24 protein-coding genes and 1 tRNA gene are annotated in these 23,491 nt (G+C 41.0%); 9 read left to right on the top strand and 16 right to left on the bottom strand.

Annotation, left to right across the window (positions count from 1 at the left end; genetic code table 11):
* Window positions 1-260: 260 nt before the first annotated feature.
* From WD048_10805 to WD048_10820, 4 genes are all read right to left on the bottom strand, one after another.
* A tRNA-Arg gene (locus WD048_10805) sits at window positions 261-334 on the bottom strand.
* A gap of 141 nt (window positions 335-475) precedes the next feature.
* Complete coding sequence (floA, locus tag WD048_10810) at window positions 476-1,489, bottom strand: flotillin-like protein FloA (protein ID MEX0812695.1); 1,014 nt, start codon at window positions 1,487-1,489, stop codon at window positions 476-478.
* A 3-nt stretch (window positions 1,490-1,492) separates the two neighbouring features.
* Entirely contained in the window at window positions 1,493-1,969 is a 477-nt protein-coding gene (locus tag WD048_10815) for an NfeD family protein (GenBank protein MEX0812696.1), read from the bottom strand.
* Between the two features lie 3 nt (window positions 1,970-1,972).
* On the bottom strand, window positions 1,973-2,419 hold the full coding sequence (locus WD048_10820) for a hypothetical protein (protein ID MEX0812697.1): 447 nt from the start codon (window positions 2,417-2,419) through the stop codon (window positions 1,973-1,975).
* A gap of 197 nt (window positions 2,420-2,616) precedes the next feature.
* Here WD048_10820 and WD048_10825 point away from each other — a divergent pair, with 197 nt between their 5' ends.
* The 6 genes from WD048_10825 (at window position 2,617) to WD048_10850 (ending at window position 8,487) form a co-directional block, all read left to right on the top strand.
* Window positions 2,617-3,087 carry a 23S rRNA (pseudouridine(1915)-N(3))-methyltransferase RlmH gene (locus WD048_10825; protein ID MEX0812698.1) on the top strand — a complete coding sequence of 157 codons (471 nt, stop codon included), beginning with the start codon at window positions 2,617-2,619 and terminating at the stop codon, window positions 3,085-3,087.
* Between the two features lies 1 nt (window position 3,088).
* The gene (locus WD048_10830) at window positions 3,089-3,721 is read left to right on the top strand and encodes a rhomboid family intramembrane serine protease (GenBank protein ID MEX0812699.1); all 633 of its coding nucleotides are present in this window, start codon (window positions 3,089-3,091) and stop codon (window positions 3,719-3,721) included.
* Window positions 3,718-4,749: a GntG family PLP-dependent aldolase gene (locus WD048_10835; protein ID MEX0812700.1), complete on the top strand. Its 1,032-nt coding sequence runs from the start codon at window positions 3,718-3,720 to the stop codon at window positions 4,747-4,749. The genes WD048_10830 and WD048_10835 overlap by 4 nt, the downstream gene beginning before the upstream one ends.
* 39 nt (window positions 4,750-4,788) lie before the next feature.
* On the top strand, window positions 4,789-5,688 hold the full coding sequence (locus tag WD048_10840; GenBank protein ID MEX0812701.1) for a cation diffusion facilitator family transporter: 900 nt from the start codon (window positions 4,789-4,791) through the stop codon (window positions 5,686-5,688).
* A gap of 134 nt (window positions 5,689-5,822) precedes the next feature.
* Window positions 5,823-6,068 (top strand): AbrB/MazE/SpoVT family DNA-binding domain-containing protein, encoded by a 246-nt coding sequence (locus tag WD048_10845; GenBank protein MEX0812702.1) that lies wholly within the window; start codon window positions 5,823-5,825, stop codon window positions 6,066-6,068.
* Window positions 6,069-6,378: 310 nt separating this feature from the next.
* A complete protein-coding gene (locus tag WD048_10850; protein MEX0812703.1) occupies window positions 6,379-8,487 on the top strand; it encodes a T9SS type A sorting domain-containing protein in 2,109 nt (702 codons plus the stop codon).
* A gap of 12 nt (window positions 8,488-8,499) precedes the next feature.
* Here the strand turns inward: WD048_10850 and WD048_10855 are convergent, their stop codons facing one another.
* The 3 genes from WD048_10855 to WD048_10865 all read right to left on the bottom strand — a co-directional run bounded on the left by WD048_10855 (window position 8,500) and on the right by WD048_10865 (window position 10,802).
* On the bottom strand, window positions 8,500-9,081 hold the full coding sequence (locus tag WD048_10855; protein MEX0812704.1) for a tRNA-(ms[2]io[6]A)-hydroxylase: 582 nt from the start codon (window positions 9,079-9,081) through the stop codon (window positions 8,500-8,502).
* 86 nt (window positions 9,082-9,167) lie between these two features.
* A complete protein-coding gene (locus WD048_10860) occupies window positions 9,168-10,337 on the bottom strand; it encodes a galactokinase (protein MEX0812705.1) in 1,170 nt (389 codons plus the stop codon).
* A gap of 96 nt (window positions 10,338-10,433) precedes the next feature.
* A complete protein-coding gene (locus tag WD048_10865) occupies window positions 10,434-10,802 on the bottom strand; it encodes a hypothetical protein (protein MEX0812706.1) in 369 nt (122 codons plus the stop codon).
* A 100-nt stretch (window positions 10,803-10,902) separates the two neighbouring features.
* Here WD048_10865 and WD048_10870 point away from each other — a divergent pair, with 100 nt between their 5' ends.
* From WD048_10870 to WD048_10880, 3 genes are read left to right on the top strand one after another with little or no spacing between them, the layout of a single operon-like run.
* Window positions 10,903-12,039: a PQQ-dependent sugar dehydrogenase gene (locus WD048_10870; protein ID MEX0812707.1), complete on the top strand. Its 1,137-nt coding sequence runs from the start codon at window positions 10,903-10,905 to the stop codon at window positions 12,037-12,039.
* Window positions 12,029-12,541, top strand: a complete 513-nt coding sequence (locus tag WD048_10875; protein MEX0812708.1) for a gamma carbonic anhydrase family protein — start codon at window positions 12,029-12,031, stop codon at window positions 12,539-12,541. Before WD048_10870 ends, WD048_10875 begins: the two co-directional genes overlap by 11 nt.
* A 10-nt stretch (window positions 12,542-12,551) precedes the next feature.
* Entirely contained in the window at window positions 12,552-13,520 is a 969-nt protein-coding gene (locus tag WD048_10880) for a glycosyltransferase family 9 protein (protein MEX0812709.1), read from the top strand.
* Window positions 13,521-13,685: 165 nt separating this feature from the next.
* On the opposite strand, the gene WD048_10885 is transcribed toward WD048_10880, so the two are convergent.
* The 9 genes from WD048_10885 to WD048_10925 form a co-directional block, all read right to left on the bottom strand.
* The gene (locus WD048_10885; GenBank protein MEX0812710.1) at window positions 13,686-14,648 is read right to left on the bottom strand and encodes an HmuY family protein; all 963 of its coding nucleotides are present in this window, start codon (window positions 14,646-14,648) and stop codon (window positions 13,686-13,688) included.
* 5 nt (window positions 14,649-14,653) lie between these two features.
* Window positions 14,654-16,936 carry a TonB-dependent receptor gene (locus WD048_10890; protein ID MEX0812711.1) on the bottom strand — a complete coding sequence of 761 codons (2,283 nt, stop codon included), beginning with the start codon at window positions 16,934-16,936 and terminating at the stop codon, window positions 14,654-14,656.
* Window positions 16,923-17,249, bottom strand: a complete 327-nt coding sequence (locus WD048_10895; GenBank protein MEX0812712.1) for a DUF6686 family protein — start codon at window positions 17,247-17,249, stop codon at window positions 16,923-16,925. Before WD048_10895 ends, WD048_10890 begins: the two co-directional genes overlap by 14 nt.
* A gap of 5 nt (window positions 17,250-17,254) precedes the next feature.
* Window positions 17,255-18,313, bottom strand: a complete 1,059-nt coding sequence (locus tag WD048_10900) for a ChuX/HutX family heme-like substrate-binding protein (GenBank protein MEX0812713.1) — start codon at window positions 18,311-18,313, stop codon at window positions 17,255-17,257.
* Window positions 18,314-18,325: 12 nt separating this feature from the next.
* On the bottom strand, window positions 18,326-19,189 hold the full coding sequence (locus WD048_10905; protein MEX0812714.1) for a heme ABC transporter ATP-binding protein: 864 nt from the start codon (window positions 19,187-19,189) through the stop codon (window positions 18,326-18,328).
* Window positions 19,186-20,232: an iron ABC transporter permease gene (locus WD048_10910; protein ID MEX0812715.1), complete on the bottom strand. Its 1,047-nt coding sequence runs from the start codon at window positions 20,230-20,232 to the stop codon at window positions 19,186-19,188. Before WD048_10910 ends, WD048_10905 begins: the two co-directional genes overlap by 4 nt.
* The gene (locus tag WD048_10915) at window positions 20,232-21,134 is read right to left on the bottom strand and encodes an ABC transporter substrate-binding protein (protein ID MEX0812716.1); all 903 of its coding nucleotides are present in this window, start codon (window positions 21,132-21,134) and stop codon (window positions 20,232-20,234) included. Before WD048_10915 ends, WD048_10910 begins: the two co-directional genes overlap by 1 nt.
* Before the next feature lie 15 nt (window positions 21,135-21,149).
* Window positions 21,150-22,439, bottom strand: coding sequence for a T9SS type A sorting domain-containing protein (locus tag WD048_10920; GenBank protein MEX0812717.1), 1,290 nt, complete (start codon window positions 22,437-22,439; stop codon window positions 21,150-21,152).
* Window positions 22,440-22,626: 187 nt separating this feature from the next.
* Entirely contained in the window at window positions 22,627-23,400 is a 774-nt protein-coding gene (locus WD048_10925) for a hypothetical protein (protein MEX0812718.1), read from the bottom strand.
* Between the last annotated feature and the right edge of the window lie 91 nt (window positions 23,401-23,491).

Consider the following 23,491-nt stretch of genomic DNA (forward strand, 5'->3'; position numbering starts at 1 on the left):
ATTTCATGATCCCTTTGACTCCATTGTCAAAGCAAAAGTCCAATCTGCTGGCGCACATTCACTTTTTCATTTTAAATACACTTTATAAACAAGTTTAGCAGGGATTATTTCATGATCCCTTTGACTCCATTGTCAAAGCAAAAGTCCAATCTGCTGGCGCAGATTAATTTTTTCATTTTAAATACACTTTATAAACAAGTTTATAGTGTATTTTAAATGAAAAAAGTCCAGACCTTTCGATCTGGACTTTTGCTCATCTGTGACTCTGCAGGGATTCGAACCCCGAACCTTCGCATCCGTAGTGCGATGCTCTATCCAGTTAAGCTACAGAGCCAAAGCGGCTGCAAATTTATGAAATTAAATTGAAAACACACCTCTATACTCTTATTAAAAGCGATCCATAAAATCAGATCAAAAAAATAAAGGTGGCTGAGCATAAGCCCAGCCACCTTTGAATATTTAAAATCAGAAAGGACTATTTATCCTCGTCCTCATCGATATTATCCCTGTCCTGCTGTTTTCTTTCGCTGTCTTCACCTTTGGCAAAAGAATCCCTCATTCCAGTATCTGCTTCTACATTCTTCATTTTATAATAATCCATTACACCGAGATTACCGCTTCTAAAAGCTTCTGCCATTGCTTTAGGCACTTCGGCTTCGGCCTGAATTACATTGGCACGTGCTTCCTGTGCTTTGGCTTTCATTTCCTGTTCTTCGGCTACGGCCATTGCCCTGCGCTCTTCAGCTTTGGCTTGTGCAATCTTCTTATCGGCCTGTGCCTGATCTGTTTGCAGCACGGCTCCAATATTTTTCCCTATGTCCACATCCGCAATATCAATGGAGAGGATTTCAAATGCAGTTCCTGAATCCAAACCTTTGGCCAATACCACCTTGGAAATGGAATCGGGGTTTTCCAACACCGCCTTGTGCGAGGCAGCAGAACCAATAGAGGAAACTACGCCCTCTCCTACCCTGGCAAGCACCGTTTCTTCACCGGCACCACCTACCAATTGGCGGATATTGGCGCGAACCGTTACCCTGGCCTTGGCAATCAACTGAATACCATCCTTGGCTACAGCCGTTACGGGCGGAGTATCTATCACTTTGGGATTCACCGACATTTGCACCGCCTCAAACACATCACGTCCTGCCAAATCAATTGCTGTGGCCGCTTTAAAGTCCAAATCAATATTGGCCTTATCGGCAGAAACCAATGCATTTACGACAGGAACAATGCGTCCTCCAGCAAGATAATGCGCCTCCAGATCATCGCGGGAAAGATCTAGCCCTGCTTTTTTGGATGTGATCATTGCATTTACAATCACAGAAGGCGGAACACGTCTCCAACGCATTAAAATCAATTGAATAAGCGATACACTTACTCCCGACAAAGTGGCTGAAAACCACAATCCAAGCGGCACCAGCCAGAAAAAGGCCAAAACCCCTATTATTACACCCACAATTGTGAGAATCAATACCAAAGCTTCCATAATTTAACTTGTTTTACTTTTTACAAAAATTTTATGATCATAGACGGAGTCCACTTCTACAGCAGTTCCCGCCTTTATATATTCTCCCAAGGAATAAACTTGCAGCTTTTCCTTGTCAAATCGTGCCTTGCCATTTGGCCGCAGATCGGTAACAGTTACTCCCTCAGTTCCGGGCTTTATTGTTTCCTCCTGCAAATAGCTTTTACTGTCAATCGCTGAATTTACCGATAATTTATTAGAAGTATAAACTTTAAACCCACTGTAAACACTAATACCTGAAGCAATAAATGCAACAACTAAAAACAAAAGACCGATACGGGTACCCTGACTGTAAAATGCCAGTACCACTGCTGCAATCATTATCAGGCTGCCTATTATCCCTACGACTGTAGTTCCGGGGATCAGGAAAAATTCAATTAGAATCAACAGCAGCCCCAGCAGTAATAATGCCCCTAAAATACTGATACTCAATTCATCCATTGCTTATTTTTCTTCTTCAAGGGAACGCATTGTTAAAATAAGATCCTTTCCATTGGACTCTCCCTGTAACACGACCAATGAATCAGTCAGGCTTTTAATAGTCAAATATTCCTCTTCACCGGGATTGGAAAAAGTAGTAGTGACTAATGTATCTCCAATGAAATACCATTTGCCGGAATCCGCCATATTTTGAAAAGTCATTTTGTAAGTGCTGTCTTCTGAAAAGATCATTCTCGGACTGCCCATTTGCTCACCGGGAAAAACGGTGCCTTCTATATCAACCTTATCATAAACCCAGGCACGGCTCATTTGCTGCACTCGCGGGTCTGTCACTTTTTTCTTAGTGTTTTCACAAGCAACAAGAATCATGAAAATTCCAAATGCAAAAAACAGTAGTTTAATTTGATTGCTTATCATTTGATTAATTGCTCCGTTTAATTTTTTTTTCAAAATTGATATTGTATTGACTTTTTGAAGAAAGAATACAGTTCCTGAAACCACATTGTACAGAATTCGTGCTGCAAAGAATAGTATTCTTAAATTCGCGCTTTAAGTTAGCATTATTTCGCCAAAAAATGGCCAAATGCTTCCGTTTGCTGCAAAATCAAATTGCTGCATTTCTGTTTAAATTTTTCAATTCCGCTATCATGAAATTTTCACTTTGGGTGATTGGTAAAAGTGACAAAAACATTGAGTCGCTGCTGCAAAAATATGAGCAACGGATTGGGCATTATATTAATTTCAGCAGGGAAGAAAAAGAATTGAAAAAATCCAACAGCAAAATTCCTGCTGCACAATTGAAGCGTCTCGAAGCAGAAATAATATTGAGCAAACTCGAGCCTCAGGATCTTTTGGTTTTACTGGATGAATCGGGCAAAAATTACGATTCAAGAGCTTTTGCCACTCAAGTAGAAAAATGGATGCAAAGCAGTAAAAAACAAGTGGTCTTTCTGGTAGGCGGGGCATTTGGCTTTGCTCCGGAAATATATCAGCGGGCAGATGCCAGGCTTTCCCTTTCTAAAATGACCTTCTCGCATCAAATCATTAGAATACTTTTTTTAGAACAACTTTACCGCGCATTTAGCATTATAAACAAAGAACCTTACCACAACGATTGATATGAATATTAACCTTACGACTATTATTATTGCATTGACTGTAATCAGCTCTATTAGTGCCTTCAACAACAGAGGCACAATGCAAAAAATGATCTTTTCTCCCTACACCATAAAAAGGCGCGGAGAATACAGCCGTTTTCTCACCTCGGGATTGATACATGGCAACTGGATGCACCTGATATTCAATATGTTTGTACTCTATTCCTTTGGCACATCTACAGAGTATTATTTCGGGGAAATTTTTGGGATGGCCGGAAAATGGCTTTATCTCGCTATGTATATTATTGGCATTGCATTGTCAGAGGTATATTCCTATTTTCTGCATCAGGACAATCCGCATTACGCCAGTCTGGGTGCATCGGGAGCAGTATCCGCAGTGGTATTTGCCTCTATACTGATCAATCCCTGGGCAGGTATTGTTTTTATATTTTTCCCATTCTTCCCCATTCCCGGTTTTGTAATCGGTATTTTATATTTGGCCTATTCGGCCTATATGGCTAAAAAAGGCAGCGATAATATCGGGCACTATGCACATTTTTTTGGAGCTGTCTTTGGGTTTATATTTCCGGTACTGTTTAAACCGGCCTTGATCATTCATTTTTTTAATGAAATTCTTACAGGATTAACGCAATGAACCAAACAATTGACCTCAGAAGCGACACGGTAACCCGTCCAACGCCCGGGATGCTGAAAGCCATGCACAATGCAGAAGTAGGCGATGATGTTTTTGGCGAGGATCCTACCGTAAACAAGCTGGAAGCAAAAGCGGCTGAAATGTTTGGCGTTGAAGCAGGTTTATTCTGTCCCTCCGGCACCATGACCAATCAAATTGCGGTGAAAACCCATACCGAAGCACTCACTGAAGTAATCATCCACGAGTTGTCGCATATTTATGTGTATGAAGCCGGAGGTATGATGTTCAATTCGGGAGTATCGGTAAAATTGGTCAGGAACAACAGGGGAAAGATTTTCCCGCAGGATATTGCCAATCGCGTAAGCCCTGAGAATGTACATTTCCCCAGGACAAAATTAGTCTGTGTAGAAAACACGGTAAACAAGGCCGGTGGTGTAGTATATCATATTGATGAAATAAGGGAAATACGCAAAGCCTGTGGAAAAAATGGATTGAAACTACATATGGATGGTGCACGGCTCTTCAATGCCATAGTGGCCAATCATGAAAGACCTGAAGATTATGGCACTGCCGTGGATTCCATTTCCATTTGCCTTTCTAAGGGGCTTGGCGCTCCGGTAGGTTCATTGCTGTTGGGCAATAAGGATTTTATTCACGAAGCGCGCAGGTTCAGAAAAGTATTTGGTGGAGGAATGCGACAAGCCGGATACCTTGCTGCTGCTGGAATATATGCTTTAGACCACCATGTAAATCGTTTGGAAGAAGACCACCTGAAAGCCAAAGCTATTGAACGGGAATTGTTGCAAAAGGAATTTATCAAAGAAGTGATCCCGGTGGAGAGCAATATTGTGATTTTCAAAACCGAAACTGAAGCAGAAGGGACATTATTCCTTGAAAAAATGAAAGCCAAAAATATCTTGGGCATTCCTATGGGCGAGGGTTTTTTCCGCTTTGTGACACATTTGGATTTCACGGATGAGATGCTAATCCACTTTAAAAAGGCCATTAAAGAAGTGGACTTGAGTTAATTCAGGCTTTTGACTAAAAGATATTTATTTTAGATGCTTATGGGGCACCATCACCAGCATGATCTTAAGGAAGCATCCGGAAAGAATCTGAAAATCGCCTTTTTCCTCAATTTCGGATTTACTATCCTTGAAATAGTTGGCGGACTGTATGTCAATAGTATCGCCATTATCTCCGATGCGATTCACGACCTGGGCGATAGCCTTTCATTAGGAATAGCTTGGTATCTCAACAAAAAGTCAAAAAAAGGAGCCAGTGAAAAATTTTCATTTGGCTATGCGCGCTTTTCCCTTCTGGGAGCTGTGATCAACAGTTTGGTTTTAATCCTCGGTTCGGTGTTTGTCATCAATGAAGCCATCAGTCGCATACTTGAACCTGAGGCGAGCAATGCACAAGGCATGATCTTGTTTGCCATTTTTGGTATAGCTGTAAATGGCTATGCCGCCTGGAAACTCAGCGGTGGAAAATCCATGAATGAAAAAGTAGTATCCCTGCACCTGTTGGAAGATGTGTTGGGCTGGGTGGCTGTTTTGATTGTGGGTATTGTATTGTTGTTTAAAGAAATCAATTACCTGGATCCTGCACTTTCACTTTTGATCACTATTTATATTCTGTGGAATGTGATCAAACGACTGAAAGAAAGCGTGTATATATTTCTGCAGAAAAAGCCTGAGGACATCAATCAACAGGAAATAGAGGCTGAAATCATGAAAATTGAGAACATAGATTCGCTACACCACACCCATATTTGGTCCTTGGAAGGCGAAAACCATGTTTTTACTACCCATGTAAAACTCAAAAACATTTCCGATCCCAATCAAATCATCGATATTAAAAAGCAATTGAAAGAAATCCTGGGCAAATACCCTTTTCAGCATTATACCATTGAAACAGAGTTGGACAAAGAAACCTGTGATATGTTGGATGCCAATTCAAACTGAATTTGAACAGATTTTTTAGAAAAATTGTATTAAACTTGATTCTTGCAGACTATTCACCCCGGAAATTGCACAAGAAAATTAATGATAGCTAAAAAAATGTAATAACTTTGTAATTACACCTTAATTTATAATCAATGGAAATTTCAATCATACAAATTGGCAATTCAAAAGGGATCAGGTTCACAAAATCAATCCTTGAAAAATACAATATCAAGGATCAGGTTGAAATCATTTTTGAAAAAGGTCAAATAATTCTCAAACCTATTGATGAACCCCGTAAAGGATGGGATAAAGCTTTCAAGGAACAACATGAAAACAAGGACGATAAATTACTAATGGAGGATGTTTTTGATGATGAAGATTTTGAAGAATGGAATTGAAACAATACGATATTGTTTTGGTGAATCTAAACCCAACCAAGGGTAGTGAAATCAAGAAAACCAGGCCTTGATTAATAATAAAATGATAACTTGAGAACGATTACAATTGCACCAATGATCACCAGAGGCAGAAATTACCCAACAAGAGTTAGGGTTTTGCATAACAATCAGATTGGGTGGGTAGTTTTAGATCAAATAAGAAGTATTGACAAGACTCGGGTGATCAAAAAATTAGGAAAAATATCAAGCAAAGAAATCAGGATGTGCAAATCAATTATTAAGGAAACATTTGTTGATTAAGAGCCATGCTATGAACAAGACATTTATACTTATTTTTTTTCTATTAATTCCTCTACTACTTACTTCAAAACACCAGCCTGAAGCACACGCAACCGGTCTGCCATTTTTTTATAAGCGCATTGTAAAACTGGAGTTTCCAAAAAATGAAAAGTTACCCAATCCTGAAAACGACAAATTTGTACTACAATATATCAGTGATGAATTAATCAATTTAGCTGAGGGTGAAACACTGACAATGCTTGCCAAAAGAAGCAATGCACACAGCATTCACATACTCACACAGCAAAGCTACAAGGGATATCCTGTTTACGGGGCGCAATTCAAAATCAATTATCAGAAAAACGGCAAAATACTTTCCTACAGCAACGGTTTTTTTTCAATCCCGAATGAACTAAAAGCAATAGCCACAGAACCCGGAAACCTGGATGAAAGAGCAATTGTGCAACAATGGCTTTCCGATAAAAACTGGACAATTGAACAATTGGATATTACTCCAACCTGGCTTTTTTGGAATGGACAATTACAGGCTGTACTAAAGATCAATGTTAATGATCCTGAAGAAGCATACTTCAGTGAATGGCTTGTTAATGCCCAGGGTCAAAGCATCTCAGAAAAAGACCTCAACAGTTATCAAGGCAGCAGGGCTACGGCAAATGCCACTGTATTTTTTCCCGACCCAGTTAGCTCGGCAGAAACCTATTATGGTGGAGATTATATAGATAGCAACGATTGGGACAACCCTGCATTGACGAATGAACTTAAAAATGTCACAATAGATGTATTTCATAACAGCTTAACCGGGACTTATCACTTACAAAGTAATTTTCTTAAAATAGAAGACTTGGGCTCACCAAACATTGCCCCTCCTGCTCCTAACAATCCAAATTTCAATTTTACCAGGGGACAAAATTCATTTGAAGCAGTAAATACTTATTATCATATTCAGCGATTTGCAAAGCATATTGAATCTCTTGGTTTTAATAACTTGCTCATTGATCAAGTTGAAGTAGATGCCAATGGAAAAACTGATGACCAAAGCATTTTTTCACCCATGAATCCTCCTAAAATTTATTTTGGTGAAGGTGGCATAGATGATGCGGAGGATGCAAACGTAGTAGTGCATGAATACGGGCATTACCTCTCGCACGCGGCTGCACCATTCACGAATTCCGGCTTTGATCGCACAGGAATAGATGAGGGGCTGTGCGATTATTTTGCGGTTTCTTATTCCAAAGCAGACAATGTTTTCCGATGGTTTGATGTCTTTACCTGGGACGGCCACAATGAATTTTGGTCGGGGCGCAGCGCTCAAAGCACAAAAAAATATCCCGATGATATGGTCAGTAGCTATCACCTGAATGGAGAAATACTTTCTTCAGCTATGATGCGTATCCAAAATGAAATTGGCAAGAATGCTGCCGATGCTATAATGGTTCAGGTTATTTATTCTTTATACGAAAACATGAAAATGATAAATGCTGGAAACCTTATTTTACAGGCAGATACAATATTATTCAGCGGAGCCCATTATTGTAGCATTTTCAATATTCTGAATGAATACGGATTGACGGATTCTGAATTTTTGATAAATGCCTGCCTTCGCAAAGACAATTCAATAGCATTGCCTAAACTGGATGACAAAAAAATATGTGCAGGAGAGTCTGTGTCGCTTATGGATGAATCTAAAATAGATTCAACATACAGTTACTTATGGAGTGAAAATTCCACTAAACTGATCTATCAAAACCAGACAGTACCAGTTGTCTCTCCTATTAAGAATAGCATTTATGAGTTAGAAGTACGTGCGTCTGACGGGCGTTTCAATACTGTCGAAATGATGGTTTTAATTGAAAAATGTGATTTTGATTACATCAACACACTTGGATTTGCTGAAGGAAGTGCTCCAATGAAGATTGCTCTTCCAGAAAGAATTTCACTGCGCCCGGAATGGATCAGGCTGATAGACTTCAACGGCAGGGTAATCGGAAAGTGGAATATCGACAACAGTTCGGAAAACTGGGAGCTCAGCCCTGATATCGTGCCTTCGGGTGTTTATATTTTGCAATTGCGCATAAATAATGGCGATTACAAGACTAAAAAGGTTTTGCGATTGAATTAATCCGTAAAAACATCAATGCACCCGATCACCGCGCATTTCCAGGGCGTTGATTATTTCCGCTTCCTTTTCCAGGTATTCTTTCCAGCGCTGATTGACTTTTTCCGTGCCACAATACATCCTTGCCAAATCAATAAACAAGCGATAGTGTCCGGCTTCAGCCACCATAAATTCGTGATAAAACTGTCGCAGTTCGGCATCTTCTAATTGGGTACTCAAGGCTCTGAAACGCTCGCAACTCCTGGCTTCTATCAATGCTGCTGTCAGGAGCTTTTCCATCAGCTTATCATCACGCGAACCTCCTTTTTTCTGAGAAGCGAGCAATTGCTGCACATATTCATCTTTGCGTTGAAAGCCCAGTTGCAGCCCCCGTTTTTTCAATTCGTGCAAAACCATTCTGAAATGCCCCCACTCTTCTGTGACAAGGGGTGCCACTTTTTCTACCAATGCTGTTTTTTCAGGAAAGAGTTGAATAAGCGAAATACAGGTAGATGCTGCTTTCTGTTCGCAATAGGCATGATCGGTAAATATTTCAGTAAGGCTTTTTTCCGCCAGATTCACCCAGCGCGGATCAGTAGGCAATTTCAATCCCAGCATATTCTCAGTTTTTGGGCAAATTTAAGGAGATTAAAGCTTTTTAGTTTGGTTAAGAAAAAACCAAGCATTGAATACCTTAACCCGCATTACTCACAAAGCTCACGAACCCCTTCATCAATAGTGGTAACAAATGCTTTCCCTTGCAGGCCGGTTTGGACATAATAGGCTTTTTCTATATGCTGCATAAATTGTGGCACTTGCTTTTGGGCAATCAGCGCAATAGCACAACCGCCAAACCCTGCCCCGGTCATTTTTGCGCCCATACAGCCCGCCTCTTTTATAGCACTTTCTACAAAAAAATCCAGTTCAGGACAGGACACTTCAAAATCATCTTTCAACGAGCGATGAGATTGTGTCATTAATTGTCCAAAGGCTTTTAGCTCCCCTTTTTTCAGTAATTCTTCAGCTTCTGATACGCGTTGTATTTCAGTCAGCAAATGTCTTCCTCTCTTTTTAAGTGTAGGATCTTCGAGTAAATTCAATGCATCCTGCCCAATGTCTCTCCATTGCAAAAGCTCCCCTTTTTTATTCGAAATCTGTTCTAAAGCATTTTGGCATTCTTCCACACGTTCATTAAAAGCACTGGCAGCAAGTTCCCTGCTTTTATTGGTATTAAAAACCACAAGTGCACAGGAATGGGCGGCCAAATCCAGTGGAATATATTCGAAATCTTCTGTAGCGCAATCGAGCGATATCAAGTAATCCTTTTTACCCAGGGCAATGGCCAGTGGATCCATCAATCCACAATTGACTCCAATAAAGTCGTTTTCTACTTTCCTGCAAATTTCCGCCAGCTTCTTTTTAGTGTAATCAGCTTTAAGTACAGTATTGAGAATAAAAGCTGTGAGCACAGTAAGTGCTGCTGAAGATGAAAGCCCTGCTCCCACAGGCAAATCACTGTGAAACAAAATTTCAGCACCGCTCAATTTCCATCCCTTTTCAGCAAATGACCTGTACACACCCAGCACATAATTCCCCCATTCATTGCCTTGCTGATACACAATCGGTGATTCCAGATCAATAATCATTTCTTTTTCCTGCTGTAATGAGGATATGCAAAGCACATGATTAAGTGTTGGGCGATAAACAGCTGAAATTCCCAGGGCTATAGAAGCAGGCAATACCACTGCATTGTTGTAATCTAAATGTTCCCCTAATAGACAAACTCTTCCCGGTGCAAAAAAACACCTTTTACCTAAAGCTGCATCCCGGCCATAAACCGCCTCAAATGCATTAAAGAGCTTTGTCTCATTCATTATCAGAAAACTTGAACTTCATTGATAAATATATAAACCACAAACAAAAAAAGCGGGCAAAAGCCCGCTTACAAATTTATACTTATTCCAAATTAATTATTCTACCCTGGTGAATATCACTTTTTCGCTGTCGTCAATACGCATAATCACTTCATCCGGTGTCATGCGTACAACAGTTAATCGGTTGAAAGTACTTTGTGTTAAATTTTCAACATTTATCTTATTGCAATGCTCAATGCTGTATTTCAACTCATCATCAGAGCCTTTTATTTGCATTGTACTATTTCTCCTAAACATGACTACCGGCATTGATTCAACCAGTTGATCATTGCTTTTCCACCACTTGTCAACCAAATCCGGTTCAGACAATTGACAATTCGGTTTTATAATGTCATTCTCAAGGGAACATGCGTGTAACAAAGCAAAGAAGAATGCTCCAAGAGAAAAGAGTAGGAATTTTTTCATAGCCTAAGGTTTTGTTTTAAAATGCAATTGATAGCTGATTCTACGGATTACAAGACAAAGGGTTACAAATAAAAGTGTTCGATTGATTAAATTTGAAAAAATGAAAGCTTTACAAATACGAAACATATTACTGTGTCTGCTTTCCCTGCAAATTTTACTTTTTGCTTTTTGCGGAAATAAAAATATGGAGCAATTCTCCTCTGATCTATCATTCATAAAGCTTCCGGAAGGATTTAACATAAGCATTTATGCCGATGATGTTAAAAATGCAAGGGGCATGTGCCTGGGAGATGAAGGGACTATATTTGTAGGAAGTAGGCACGAAGGCAAAGTTTATGCACTAAAAGACAATAACGGAGATTTTAAAGTCGATAAAAAATGGGGGCTGGCAGAAAACATAAATATGCCTGTGGGTGTGGCTTTCAAAAATGGTGATCTGTACATTTCTGCTGTGGGAGAAATTCTGGTATTGCGGAATATTGAATCCAATCTGGATAATCCGGGTAAGCCTGAACTGTATTCGGATGTTTTTCCCGACAATAACAGTCACGGTTGGCGGTATATAGCATTTGGCCCGGACGAAAAGCTCTATGTTCCCGTAGGATCGCCCTGCAACAATTGCCTGAAAGAAGACTCGATTTTCGCCAGTATCACCAGGATTGAAAACGAAAATTCCGAACCGGAAATAATTGCTCATGGTGTGCGCAATACGGTTGGTTTTGACTGGCATCCACAAAGCGGGGAACTTTGGTTTACCGACAATGGACGCGACTGGATGGGCGATGACCTACCTCCTTGTGAACTCAATCGTTTGTCTGAAGAAGCTGCGCATTTTGGTTTTCCATTTTGCCATGGTGAAGCAATCTCTGATCCTGAAAATGGAGATCAGACAGCTTGCGAAAATTTCACTGCCCCTGTTCAGGAACTTGGTCCACATGTAGCACCTCTGGGTATGAAATTCTATACCGGAGATCAATTTCCCGCAGAATACAAAAACCAGGTTTTTATAGCCGAGCATGGCAGTTGGAACCGAAGCACAAAAATCGGTTACCGGATCACGCTGGTAAAATTAGATGCTGCCGGAAATTCACTGGGCTATACTACCTTTGCTGAAGGTTGGGAACAAGGTGGAGAAGTATATGGCCGTCCCGTAGATTTATTAGAATTGAAAGACGGCTCTTTGCTGGTTTCCGATGATTATGGAGATAAAATTTATAGAATCACTTATGGAAAATAAATATTACAATCAATTAAAAGCACAGGTACAGAAAAAGGATACGGTATTCATTGCCCCCGGTGCACATGTTTTGGGCAATATAGAATTGGGAGAACAAGTATCCATTTGGTACAATGCCGTTTTGAGGGCGGATTTCGATCAAATTAAAATTGGTGCCCGCAGCAATGTGCAGGAAAATGTAATAATGCACGTTGACCCGGGCTATCCTATCAGTATCGGCACTGATAATATTATCGGACACGGAGCTGTTTTGCACGGCTGCAGTATTGGAAACAATAATCTTATTGGCATCAGAGCTACCGTGTTGAACGGTGCCAAAATCGGAAACAATTGTATTATAGGGGCACATGCGCTGGTCACAGAAGGCATGGAAGTACCTGATTACTCAATGGTTTTGGGTGTACCGGGAAAAATTGTAAAAACACTGCCCGAGGGCGTAAAAGATATGATTCAACTCGGAGTGCACGAATACCTGGAAGAATCGAAGAAATACCTTCAATAAAGCTCTGAAATTGAAAATACTACTGATACGGCTCAGCTCTATTGGCGATATTGTGCTTTGCAGCCCGGTAATCCGCTGCCTGAAGACTCAAATCCCCGATCTTGAATTGCATTTTTTGTGCAAGGATAGTTTTAAAGCAGTTGTTGAGCACAATCCATTCATCGATAGGATTCACTATTTTGAAAATTACAAGAAAATCAAAAGTGAGCTAAAACCCCTGCAATTTGATCAGGTTATTGATCTGCACAACAACCAGCGCACGTATATTATCAAGAAAATTCTTAGAGTGCCCTCCTACTCTTTTGACAAGCAAAATATTCAAAAATGGATTTATTGCAATTTCAAAATCAACCTGATGCGCAAAGTGCATATTGTGGAGCGCTATATGGAAACAATAAAACATTTGCGTGTAAAAAATGACAATAAGGGGCTGGACTATTTTATTGCCGAATCGGATAAAGTTGATTTAAATAAAATTGATCCCGAAATAAAAACGGACAATTATATTGTCTGGGTAATTGGCGGGCAGCACAAAGGCAAAATTTATCCGTCTGAAAAAATCATTTCCATCACTAAGCAATTAAAACAAAAAATCCTGTTGCTGGGTGGCCCAGATGATGTTACTATGGGAAAAGATATTGCAGAAAAAAGCGGCCATCGTGTTTTTAATACTTGTGGTCAATTCAGTTTGAATCAGTCAGCATCCATAATACAACAAAGCAGATTGCTTATTACAAATGACACTGGTTTGATGCACATTGCTGCTGCATTTAAAAAGAAGCTCATTTCGCTTTGGGGTGGTACTGTTCCTGAATTTGGAATGTATCCCTATATGCCACATCCTGACAGTAAAATATTGGTGGGGCGCTCCTTTCTTTCACCTTCTTCCAAGCTTGGCAAACCCACGCTGTTCAATCCCAGTCCAATGGACAAAATCCCTGAATCAGAAGTATTAAAGGCTGTTGAGGAATTGTGGTGATTTGTATTCAATTAAACTCGGGTTATTCAATAGAGAAAATGATTAATGACGAAAAATGCTTTTTAATGCGTTTTTGTCAGGTCGTCCAAACCAGGCTTTTGAAAATCACCAAAGAGGTTTCCTTTACGGGAAATATTAAGTATGTAGTGGCTTGAACCGCTCTTTTCACAATCTCTGATACTCAAAAACAAAATTCCCTTTTTCGCCTTTGCTTGTGTAGAAATCGATAAAATGCAGCTTGAAGAGAAAGGCACTTCGGGTTTTTAGAATATAGTTTTTGCTCATGTCCGTAATGAAAACGGCATTGGCACTGGTAAAATCAATTTCCTTCCAATCGTAGCCTATTGCATCCTTTTGATTGGCAAACAGTGTTTCATTTACATTCTCGATTGTAATTGCTCCAAACTCATTGACCGAATCGCAGTAGGCCATTGTGTTATTGGTATTCAACAATACGCCCGTAACCAAATAGGGCGTATATGGCTCGTAAAATACGTGAGTATATTGTGAAAACAGCAGATCAAACTGATCCTTGGGCGGCTCAAACAAAATTTCCGAATCGTTCTCAATGGAAAAACCTACCCGATTGTAGGTCGTGTTTTTTGAAACCTTTGCCTCCCTTGCACTTTCACCGTCTTTGGCGTATTTAAAAGTATAAGTCCCATTGTTTTCTCCAAGAAATTGAATTTTCACAAAACCCCGTTCATTTCCCTCGGGCGTATAGCCCAAATCCAGCAAATAAACATTTCCCGAGTTCCAGTTTTTCAGTGCCAAACTATCTCGAATGCCACTGTTGTGGTCGCCCCGAAAATTGAGCGTGTTTTTATCAAATGAATTTTCAAAATCCTTAGATCCTGTATTGGCAGCGCGCATGGCCAAGCTGCTGTTTAGGTAAATCGCATTTTCGCCAGAACAGTCAAAAGCAATGTCCCAATCGGTTTTCAGCGATTTCTTCACCGTTTTGTTTTCCTCCAAATCATACCAAATTTGGTACTGATAATTGCTATTGATAAATACCTCAGAACTAATCACACCGCCCCTATCCGTCTTTTCAATCGGCAATTCTTCTTTTTCGCAGGAAGCCAAAATCAAAACTGCCAAAAACAGAAAAATCGATTTACTCAGCATGGTGTTCATTTTAGTTTTGAGGGTGAAAAATTGATATTCAAGCGGGCAAACAACATCCTGCCCGTAGCCACGGCCACAGAACCCGCTCCTGAACTGTGCGCTCCACCAGCACTCAGATTGGCATTTACATTCTGCACATCCAGCAAGTTTTTCATGCCTATCGTAATGCCCAATATTTCCCTGAAAAAACTTTTACTCAAATTGACATCCAGCGTATGGTAATCATCAATGAAATTCTCGGAAACAGACCCATTCACCAGTACAAAATTTGGCAATCGGCCCTGATACTTGTAAAATACAGCCGCTTGCAATCCGGTCTTTTGCCATTTGTAAACCAAATTGGAAGTAAGCTCTGGCGAAAAATTGAATTTTCTAGAAACTTCATCCGCCTCTATTTGATTGGATCGGCCAATGTACCCGGCAGCCAAATTAAAATCCAAATTTTTCCAATTGAGCTTAAAATCGGCATTGGCTCCCACGGTTTGGAATTGACCAATATTGGTATAAGTAAATTCTTGTCCGTCAATCTGTGCAAGGGTTATAAGGTTGTTGATGTCATTGTAAAAACCAGAAATTCCTGATTTTACAAACACGTTTTTCCCCAGTGATTTACGATGCTGCAAATTGAGTGAATAGTTGTGTCCGTATTCGGCCTTTAAATCTTGATTGCCCACAATATTGTGGTTGATATCTACAAAATAGAAATACAATTCCTTGATGCCGGGAGCCCTAAATCCACGGGCATAGGAAGCGCGCAAAGTGAAATCCTTTAAGACATAGCGCAAATTCAGGGAAGGTACCAAGGGCGCTCTGTAGCCAGAATTATAGCCATAGCGCAGTCCCGGGCGAACAACAAAACCCTCGAAAGCCTCCATTTCGGCAGTGGCAAACAGGGCATAGTCGCCAATATATTGCTGCTGACCTTCTATGCGTGCACCCCTTGCGGTTTCAATATTGACATCATAGCCCAATTCATAATTGAACCAATCGTCCGAATTGGATTTTGAGAAATTCCCACGCGACATCCACTGCTGAAAAACACTGGTGTCTTGGTCGCTGGGGTTTTCCGTTAGCGATTCTTCTAGAGTGGTCAAATCCTTGCTAAAGGTATTTTTCTTTCGGTTGAAATAATTGTAGGCAGCCGTGATATTGATAAACTTGTTTTTGGCCACATTCCCATCCAAATAAACCGCTTGATCTATTCGTGTTGTGTAGTAATAATCGTCAAAGGCATTTTCAAAATAGGGTGCTCTTGGCCTTCCCCTGTTGGTGATTTTTTCCTTGAAAAATTCCGCTTTATAGCCCAGCTTTAGCTTTTTGAATTGATAATTGTATTGCGCTCTGCCAAAATATTGGGTTCTTGGTTTCCAATTTTTAAAACGAGTGGAATCTGCTCGGGGCTGTTTGAAATCGGGCCAAAAATTATCTGAAGGATTCCAGCCATCAAAAAAATTGCGCCCGCCCGATAGGCTTAAAAAATGTTTTTTGTGTGCAAATGAAATGCCCGCATCTGCATTGTAAGTGCCTATGTTTTCCGAGTATCCATTCAAATAAACCGAATATTTTTCCCTACTGGTTTTTTTGGTGATAATATTCAAAGTACCCGCCAAAGCATTGCTGCCGTAGTTTACGGCCAACGGTCCTTCCACCAGCTCTACCCGCTCAATATTGTTCAGGTTGATCTGCGAAAGATCGATGTTTCCATTTTGCCGACCGATGATCGGAACGCCATCTATCATTATTTTCACATTTTCGCCAGATAAGCCTTGCATGCTCATGCTACTGCCCAAAATATTGTCTTGCGAAAGGCGAATGTTCAGGTTATTGCTCAGCAAGTCGCGCAAATTCACGGCCGCCATATTGTTGATTTTTTCGGCATCAATCACCTCTACTTTGTGCACTGTTTTGGCCGTGCTTGTTGGCAAATATTGTGCACTCACCACCACTTCTTGCAGTGCCGCTTCATCGGCTTTCAATGCTATTTGATTGGGCAACATTTTCAGCGTAGCAAATGTATCTTGATAACTTTCGAAACCGAGATGGCTCAATTTTAATACAAATCTCGTTTTTGGATTTTCTTGCAAATATTTGGGAATGGACAATTCACCACTTTGATTGCTCAAGTAGCCCCATTCCTGGTTTTCGGAAGGCGGCAACAAATAAAAATGCGCATGTACATAAGGCAATACGGCTTTATCATCGTGAACAGTGATGGTCTTTTGAGCAAATAACCCAAAAGACCACATGAAAAACACTGTCAGAAAAAACCATTTATTATGCTGAAGCATCTATGAACATTTTTTTCAAGCTCCTCTGTAAGAGCGAAATCGAAACCAAATCCTGCAATTCAATTAATTCTGCTTTGGTAAATTTCAATTGAATGCTCTTTACGGGTGTGGCAAATTGAAAATTCACATCACTGCGATTGAGCAATTCTGCTTCCTCTAAATCTGCTTCAATTTTTTCCAAAAACTGGCTTAAATGAACAGACTGAAAAGAAAGCTGCACTATTTTGTAATCCAATTGCATGGAATCGCAGTGCGGACACCAAATAACTTTGCCATTTTTCGTGTGGTGTAATATTTTATCCTCATTGCACATTGGCCCTAGATTTTGCAGCTTTCTTCTACTTGCGAAACAATGTCTCTCCACTCCTGCAATTCGGGAATACCGGGCTTGCGCTTGCCAAAAAACTGTGCAATTTGTTCTCCCTCTGCATTGAAGCATTCCAGTGCTGTTACTGTTCCGTCCTCTGTAGGTTTGCGCACGACCCAGCATGAATCCAGCGCGCTTTCCTTGATGTGCAAATTGAAATCGGGATCCAAAACATTGTACCACTCTCCATATTCCATCAATTTCTTCACCGGTCCGGTATGGATTTGAATCATTCCGGGATTGCCCACAAAAACCATAATGGGCGTTTGGGTTTCCGCTGCTTTTTCCAAAATGGCACGAACCACTTTTGGATCGACCTTGATTGCATAATTTCCCTCAGGAGCCAATCGCAATGCCTGCGTCCTACTGACTTTGTATTTTTTCAACATGCCAAAGAAATGGTGCGTGTCTTTCAGGTTCAACCATTCCTGTTGAAAGCCCGAAATATCAATTTCCGAGTCCTGCAATTCAGGGGCTTTTTCAGGCGATGCTTGCACGCTTTCCTCTGTGCTTTGATCTTCGTTCCTGTATTTTTCTACCAAATTTTTATAGGCCTCCAAATCACTTTGGGGCGTGAGGTAAATTTTGTGCACTGCTGTTCCGTCTTTTGCAAAAAACTGTATGCTGTAGCGGGGTTTTTCATTGCTAATTTCGGTTACTGCAAATGCAGATTTCCAGCATTGGAAGAAAATTCTCAAGTCAATATCCTCGCCCACAAAAAGGCCTACATGCGCATTTTCCAGCGATGCATTTTTATAAATCCCCTTGCGCTCGTGCACCACATCATTGTTTCGGGTCAATGCCATCACTTTTCCAAGCGATTTGATTTCCGTCAAAATATTTTGGAATTCTGGCTTCAAGCGGCTTACGTTAGTTCCGCATTTGGTGGCCAATAATTCCACTTCGCTCACACCCAATTCCTGGGCGGCATTGCGAATGCGCAAATTGGGTTGCTTTTCCAAAAGCGCTTCCCATTTTTTCGATAAAGTGTTATTTGCTAGTGTTTCCATGAGTTTCAAAATTTAATTGATAAAAGTGCTTTGTTTTTCTGTTGAATAATTTTTGTGCTGTTTATGATTGTTTTTGCTTTCCAAAATTGTATTGCCAAAATAGGCCACCGGACATTTGCAAAAAGGATGCTGCTGCACGCATACAGGCATATCGTAGCAGATGCTGAGTTGCTCCTCGCCCAAGACTTCTGCTGGAGTGCCGTGGGCAAATATTTTTCCGTTTTTCAGCAGAATAATTTCATCGGCATACATGGCGGCAAGGTTTACATCGTGCAATACCGCTAGCACCACATTTTCCCGATGTGCAAAATCCCTGGAAAGCTGTAGGATTTCGTGCTGGTGCTTGATGTCCAAATTGTTGAGCGGTTCATCCAATAAAAGTAGTTTTTCGCTGTAGGCAATTTTATTTTCGTCCCACAATTGCGCCAAGACTCTTGCCAAATGCACTCTTTGCTGTTCTCCACCAGAAAGTGAAAGAAAATTGCGTGTTTTAAATTCGAGCATTTGAACAGCTTGCAGACTTTCCTCCACTGCTGTGTAGTCCCCTTTTTGAGGATGATTTTTGAAATGCGGATATCGTCCCATCATTACCACCTCCTGCACGGGAAAGTCATAATTCATACTTGATTTTTGGGTCAAGACCGCTCTTTCCCTTGCCAAATCCGCTGCCTTGTATTTTTCAAGAGGCGCACCCCTCCATTTAATTTCACCCGAATGGGCATTCAATTCCTTGCTGATCAATTTTACCAAAGTGGATTTTCCTGCACCATTGGCTCCCAGAATTGCAGTAAAAGTATTTTTCTTCAACCGCCCATTGATGGCCGTTAAAATCTGTTTGTTGGCAATGCCCCAATTCAATTCGCTGAGCTGTATCATAGGAATACCTCCCTTTTTTTGCGAACCAATAGATATAGGAACAAGGGCGCTCCGGTGATGGCCGTAATGATGCCTACCGGAATTTCCGTGGGCATGGCAATGGTTCTTGCCAAAGTATCTCCCCAGCAGAGCAGGACTGCCCCGCCCAATGCGGATGCGGGCAATAAATATCGGTGGTCGGCACCGCCCAATAACCTCAGAACATGGGGCGCTACCAAGCCGATAAAGCCAATCATTCCGCAAAATGCTACGGAGCAGCCTACTGCCAGGGATGTGAATAAAATCACCTCAATTTTTAATCGCTCAATGGGAATGCCCAAGTGCGTGGCTTCTGTTTCGCCCAAAGCCAGGGCATTGAAGGCTTTGAAATGCCGGGATAAAAAAAGCAAACTGACAAAAGTGGCAAAAGCTACGATTCCGGTATTGAGCCAATTGGCACCGCCCAAACTACCCAAGGTCCAAAAGGTAAGCGTTCTGAGCGAAGCATCATCTGCAATAAAAGTTAGCAGTCCCGTAAACGCCATCGCCAATGCATTGATGGCAATTCCACCTAAAAGCATGGTGGCTACATTGGTGCGCTTGTTTTCCCTTGCCAATCGGAAAATAAGAATGGAAGCGAGCAGTGCACCGAGAAATGTCGCCAGGGATAAGACAGATAAGCCGGCAATGGCTGCGCTGGAAATGGCCAGTGTAGGAAATAAAACGATTACCGTTGCTGCCGCCAAGGATGCCCCCGCAGAAATGCCAATGATGGAAGGATCTGCCAGCGGATTTCTAAACAAACCCTGCATGGCTGCGCCCGAAATGGCCAAAGCAGTACCAACCAATGCGCTCATCAAAATACGGGGCGAGCGGATTTTTAAGAATACCGATTCCTGAACATTACTGAATTCCTTCCATTCCATTTCTGGACTGATATTATTTGCCAAAATAGAAACCACCTGTGCCGGAGAAATTGATACTGCGCCCAAGCCAGCCGACACGAGCATCGAAAGACTTAGACACAGCAACAGAAAAAGCACTATGGTTTTTTGCTTTAACATCAGTTGTTAGAAATTGCTTTTAGTTTTTGGTTCAATTCATAAGTTGCCTGTCCCAATCTTGGACCAAAGCCAGAAAGGAGCAGTCCGTTCATGTTGATGAAATTTTTGTTTTTTCCCGCATTGGTTTCTGCTACACCCGGCACGGCCAAAAGCCCTATGCTTTGCTCCAGGCTTTCCTTTCCGCTGGAAAAAAGCAAGATTGCATCGGGGTTGCTGCCCACCAAAGCTTCGGAAGTCAGTGGTTTGAAATCCTCAAAATAGGCAGAAATGTTTTTGCCGCCAGCTAAATGGATGATGCTTTGCAAAGGGGTTTTTCTACCCGCCACCAATAAAGTGCCCGGGCCACGCGCATAGATGAAAAGCACTGTTGGAGCATTTTCCAATGGCTCTACCTTTGAAAGCTCGGCATTCATTTCCTTTATCAGGCTTTCCCCTTTTTCAGATTTACCCAAGATGCTGCTGACCTCCCGGATTAAATTTTGCGTTCCCTCAGCAGTAAACTCCTGTTCCAAAGCGATCAGCTCAATGCCCAATTCCTCAATTTGATTTTTCAAATCGGGCTTTAGCTCCTCTTTTCGCACAAAAACCATATCGGGATTCAATGCTGCCAAGCCCTCGGCTTTTATCCCCGTTACGTGTCCAAGTTTTTGAACGGAGGCAATTGACTCAGGGTAAGTGCTCGTTACATCTACCCCGACTATGTTTTCCTCAAAACCCAAAGCAGAGAGCAGCTCCGTGAAAGTTCCGTTTAGGGAAACAATTCGGGTGTCCGCATTAATTTGCGGCCCCGATTGTTCCGTTTTTTCATCATTGGAATTTTCGCTTTCTCCAGCAGATTGGCACGCATAAATGCCACCAATAAGGAGGAGCGCAAATAGCCTAATTGTGATTGAGTATTGCATTGTTTAGCTTGAATTTTACTGTATGATCAATTTCTGCTGAATGCGGAATGATTCATTGCCCAACTGCAAGACATAAGCCCCTGCCGCCAGATTTGAAATATTGATATTGTTTTGCTGAAAGCCACCATCCACAAATATTTGCTCTTGGTGCAGCATTGCCCCATTTAAGCTGTGAATGCTCAATACTGCATTTCCGCTGAAATCAGACCCATCCAGCAGGAGTGTGATATTGCTGCCAGAAGCAGGATTGGGATAGGTTTTGATTTTGGGTAATTTTTCGGAAAAATCCCTGATGCTAACCGTATTGGTATCGGCAGGTTCTTCTTCAAATGGACCTAGATTTTCCTTGGCGAAAATGAAGTTGCCTCCAGAAGAAGTCCCTTCAAATCCTGTGAACTGAATGCGCCAAACGCTGTCTGCTCTGGTTTTTACAAAAAATGCAAGGGAATCCTGTAATTCAAAGCTGAAAGTCGTTTGGTTAAAACTTTTCCAGTCCCAGCCAATGGTATTGATCATTTCAGAAAAAGTAAAATTCTCAAAATCAGAAATTTCATCGGGATTTGCCACAGGGTATGCTTTGGCAATTTCCACCCCGGCATTGGCCAAAACACCCGTTACGAGATAGGGCGAAGGAATAAATGTAATGTACTGCCCAAAGAACAATTCCCACTCGTCTGAAATTGGCTCCAAGTCTGCTTCATCCTCATCTACCAAGGAATAATAGCCGAAGTTTTTGCCAGCGAAATCACCTTTTACCAAGCTGGTATTTACATCATTTGTACCGTCCAAATTGGCAAATCGGAAAGTGTAGGAACCGCTGGCCAATTGGTCAATCCAAAGTTTTTTGTAAGTGCCATCTGCCGCTTTGATAACGTAAAGGCTGTCGCCCGTTACATAATGGGTGACCATGCTGTAAGTGCCCCAGCCCAGATCAAAATCATCATTGGGATCAGCGGTTTGTGAAAATGCACCGACTGCCCAAGTTTCCTCTGAATTGTAAAGTTGTTGCCAGGTGCTGATTCCGGCAGTGTCTGTCAAACTTGCCCAATCGGAAGTGCTGCCATTGGGAAAGCGCCACAGCTCTACATCAGCAGCGGAATTGATCCAGATGGTAGAAGACATGCCTCCGGTAGCAAAAGCAATGTCCCAAGTATTTTTCGCAACGGTGGTCGTATTGCCACTTTGCAGTTGGTACCATGCTTGGTTTGCATATCCATTGCCCAATGAAACGGTATCATAAGTAGCTTGGGCAAAAAGGGAATGCATTAAAAAAATTAGAATGGAATTAGTAATTAGCGTTTTCATAATCTTGTGTTTTGTTTTAGTTTATTTGGACTTAATCTAAATTAACACAAAGATATGCTCTGAAAATTTTGCTTTGCAATACCTACTTATGGTGATAAATAAAGCTTAGTTGATCTAATGTTGGACAATATTCACTAAGCAAAAGAGGTATAATGATATAATGAACTAATAGTGAGGTATTATGTAGCTAAAACCTATACCCAACAGAAATTTCAAAAAGCAGGGCATCAACTATGTTGAAATTGGTACTGGGACCAGTCTCGGCACTGAAATAATTATCTGATTTAATAGGAATTTGCGCCATATAATCTATGACCATAGTGCTGACCAATATCCACCTTTTGCTCAAGTGTACATTTACCCCAACTATTGGCGAAAAACCAACGACAAAATTCAGCACTTCTTCTGACCTATATGATGAATAAGTATTAAAACTAGTAAAATCAACAAAAGTAGTTAAAGTATCCAGTTTTTGAATACTCGTTGAGCTTTGCCAAACCTGATCTCTCTGGTATTGATTCAGTCCGAAAGCAAAATCCACTCCCAACAGAAACTTCACCCTTCTTGTACCAAAGCGATGGTCAATTCCAAAACGCAATGTGTGCCAATTGCTTTCGTAATAATTTGTTTCTTGAGTACGGGTAATCCTTATGGCATCAACAGCTATTTTTCTGGTGGACAAATAATCGCCTTCTTCGCGAATTCTATCCGTGAGGGTGGTTCTAAAACCAGTTCGAAAAGCAGTTTTATAGTTTTTAAAAAACCGCCTGTAAGTGATTGCGGCACTGAAAAGCTCTGCATTGGTGTACAAAAAAGCAAGTGTACCCCCATGATCAATCGAAAGTTCATGTCTGTGTTTTAACAACTCTGGCGAAAATTCACGAATTGCTTTCTCTTCTTCCTGGCTGAACAAAAAACCTGAAAAGAAGAGGGATAATAGAATTAAAATTGCATGTTTCATAATGTGCTGAATTGAAAATTCTAAAAATAATCAGGCACACTAATTTAAATATTTTTATTACGGCAATCTAAGCTATTGTTTAGTATTTATA

Source organism: Chitinophagales bacterium (assembly GCA_040877935.1).
In the GTDB taxonomy this organism is placed as follows: domain Bacteria; phylum Bacteroidota; class Bacteroidia; order Chitinophagales; family CAIOSU01; genus JBBDNB01.

Excerpts from the sequence above, each read along its gene's own strand:
- floA (MEX0812695.1), bottom strand. The coding sequence starts at position 1,489 with ATGGAAGCTTTGGTATTGATTCTCACAATTGTGGGTGTAATAATAGGG.
- WD048_10815 (MEX0812696.1), bottom strand. The coding sequence starts at position 1,969 with ATGGATGAATTGAGTATCAGTATTTTAGGGGCATTATTACTGCTGGGG.
- WD048_10825 (MEX0812698.1), top strand. The coding sequence starts at position 2,617 with ATGAAATTTTCACTTTGGGTGATTGGTAAAAGTGACAAAAACATTGAG.
- WD048_10830 (MEX0812699.1), top strand. The coding sequence starts at position 3,089 with ATGAATATTAACCTTACGACTATTATTATTGCATTGACTGTAATCAGC.
- WD048_10835 (MEX0812700.1), top strand. The coding sequence starts at position 3,718 with ATGAACCAAACAATTGACCTCAGAAGCGACACGGTAACCCGTCCAACG.
- WD048_10840 (MEX0812701.1), top strand. The coding sequence starts at position 4,789 with ATGGGGCACCATCACCAGCATGATCTTAAGGAAGCATCCGGAAAGAAT.
- WD048_10845 (MEX0812702.1), top strand. The coding sequence starts at position 5,823 with ATGGAAATTTCAATCATACAAATTGGCAATTCAAAAGGGATCAGGTTC.
- WD048_10850 (MEX0812703.1), top strand. The coding sequence starts at position 6,379 with ATGAACAAGACATTTATACTTATTTTTTTTCTATTAATTCCTCTACTA.
- WD048_10855 (MEX0812704.1), bottom strand. The coding sequence starts at position 9,081 with ATGCTGGGATTGAAATTGCCTACTGATCCGCGCTGGGTGAATCTGGCG.
- WD048_10860 (MEX0812705.1), bottom strand. The coding sequence starts at position 10,337 with ATGAATGAGACAAAGCTCTTTAATGCATTTGAGGCGGTTTATGGCCGG.
- WD048_10865 (MEX0812706.1), bottom strand. The coding sequence starts at position 10,802 with ATGAAAAAATTCCTACTCTTTTCTCTTGGAGCATTCTTCTTTGCTTTG.
- WD048_10870 (MEX0812707.1), top strand. The coding sequence starts at position 10,903 with ATGAAAGCTTTACAAATACGAAACATATTACTGTGTCTGCTTTCCCTG.
- WD048_10875 (MEX0812708.1), top strand. The coding sequence starts at position 12,029 with ATGGAAAATAAATATTACAATCAATTAAAAGCACAGGTACAGAAAAAG.
- WD048_10885 (MEX0812710.1), bottom strand. The coding sequence starts at position 14,648 with ATGCTGAGTAAATCGATTTTTCTGTTTTTGGCAGTTTTGATTTTGGCT.
- WD048_10890 (MEX0812711.1), bottom strand. The coding sequence starts at position 16,936 with ATGCTTCAGCATAATAAATGGTTTTTTCTGACAGTGTTTTTCATGTGG.
- WD048_10895 (MEX0812712.1), bottom strand. The coding sequence starts at position 17,249 with ATGTGCAATGAGGATAAAATATTACACCACACGAAAAATGGCAAAGTT.
- WD048_10900 (MEX0812713.1), bottom strand. The coding sequence starts at position 18,313 with ATGGAAACACTAGCAAATAACACTTTATCGAAAAAATGGGAAGCGCTT.
- WD048_10905 (MEX0812714.1), bottom strand. The coding sequence starts at position 19,189 with ATGATACAGCTCAGCGAATTGAATTGGGGCATTGCCAACAAACAGATT.
- WD048_10910 (MEX0812715.1), bottom strand. The coding sequence starts at position 20,232 with ATGTTAAAGCAAAAAACCATAGTGCTTTTTCTGTTGCTGTGTCTAAGT.
- WD048_10915 (MEX0812716.1), bottom strand. The coding sequence starts at position 21,134 with ATGCAATACTCAATCACAATTAGGCTATTTGCGCTCCTCCTTATTGGT.
- WD048_10920 (MEX0812717.1), bottom strand. The coding sequence starts at position 22,439 with ATGAAAACGCTAATTACTAATTCCATTCTAATTTTTTTAATGCATTCC.
- WD048_10925 (MEX0812718.1), bottom strand. The coding sequence starts at position 23,400 with ATGAAACATGCAATTTTAATTCTATTATCCCTCTTCTTTTCAGGTTTT.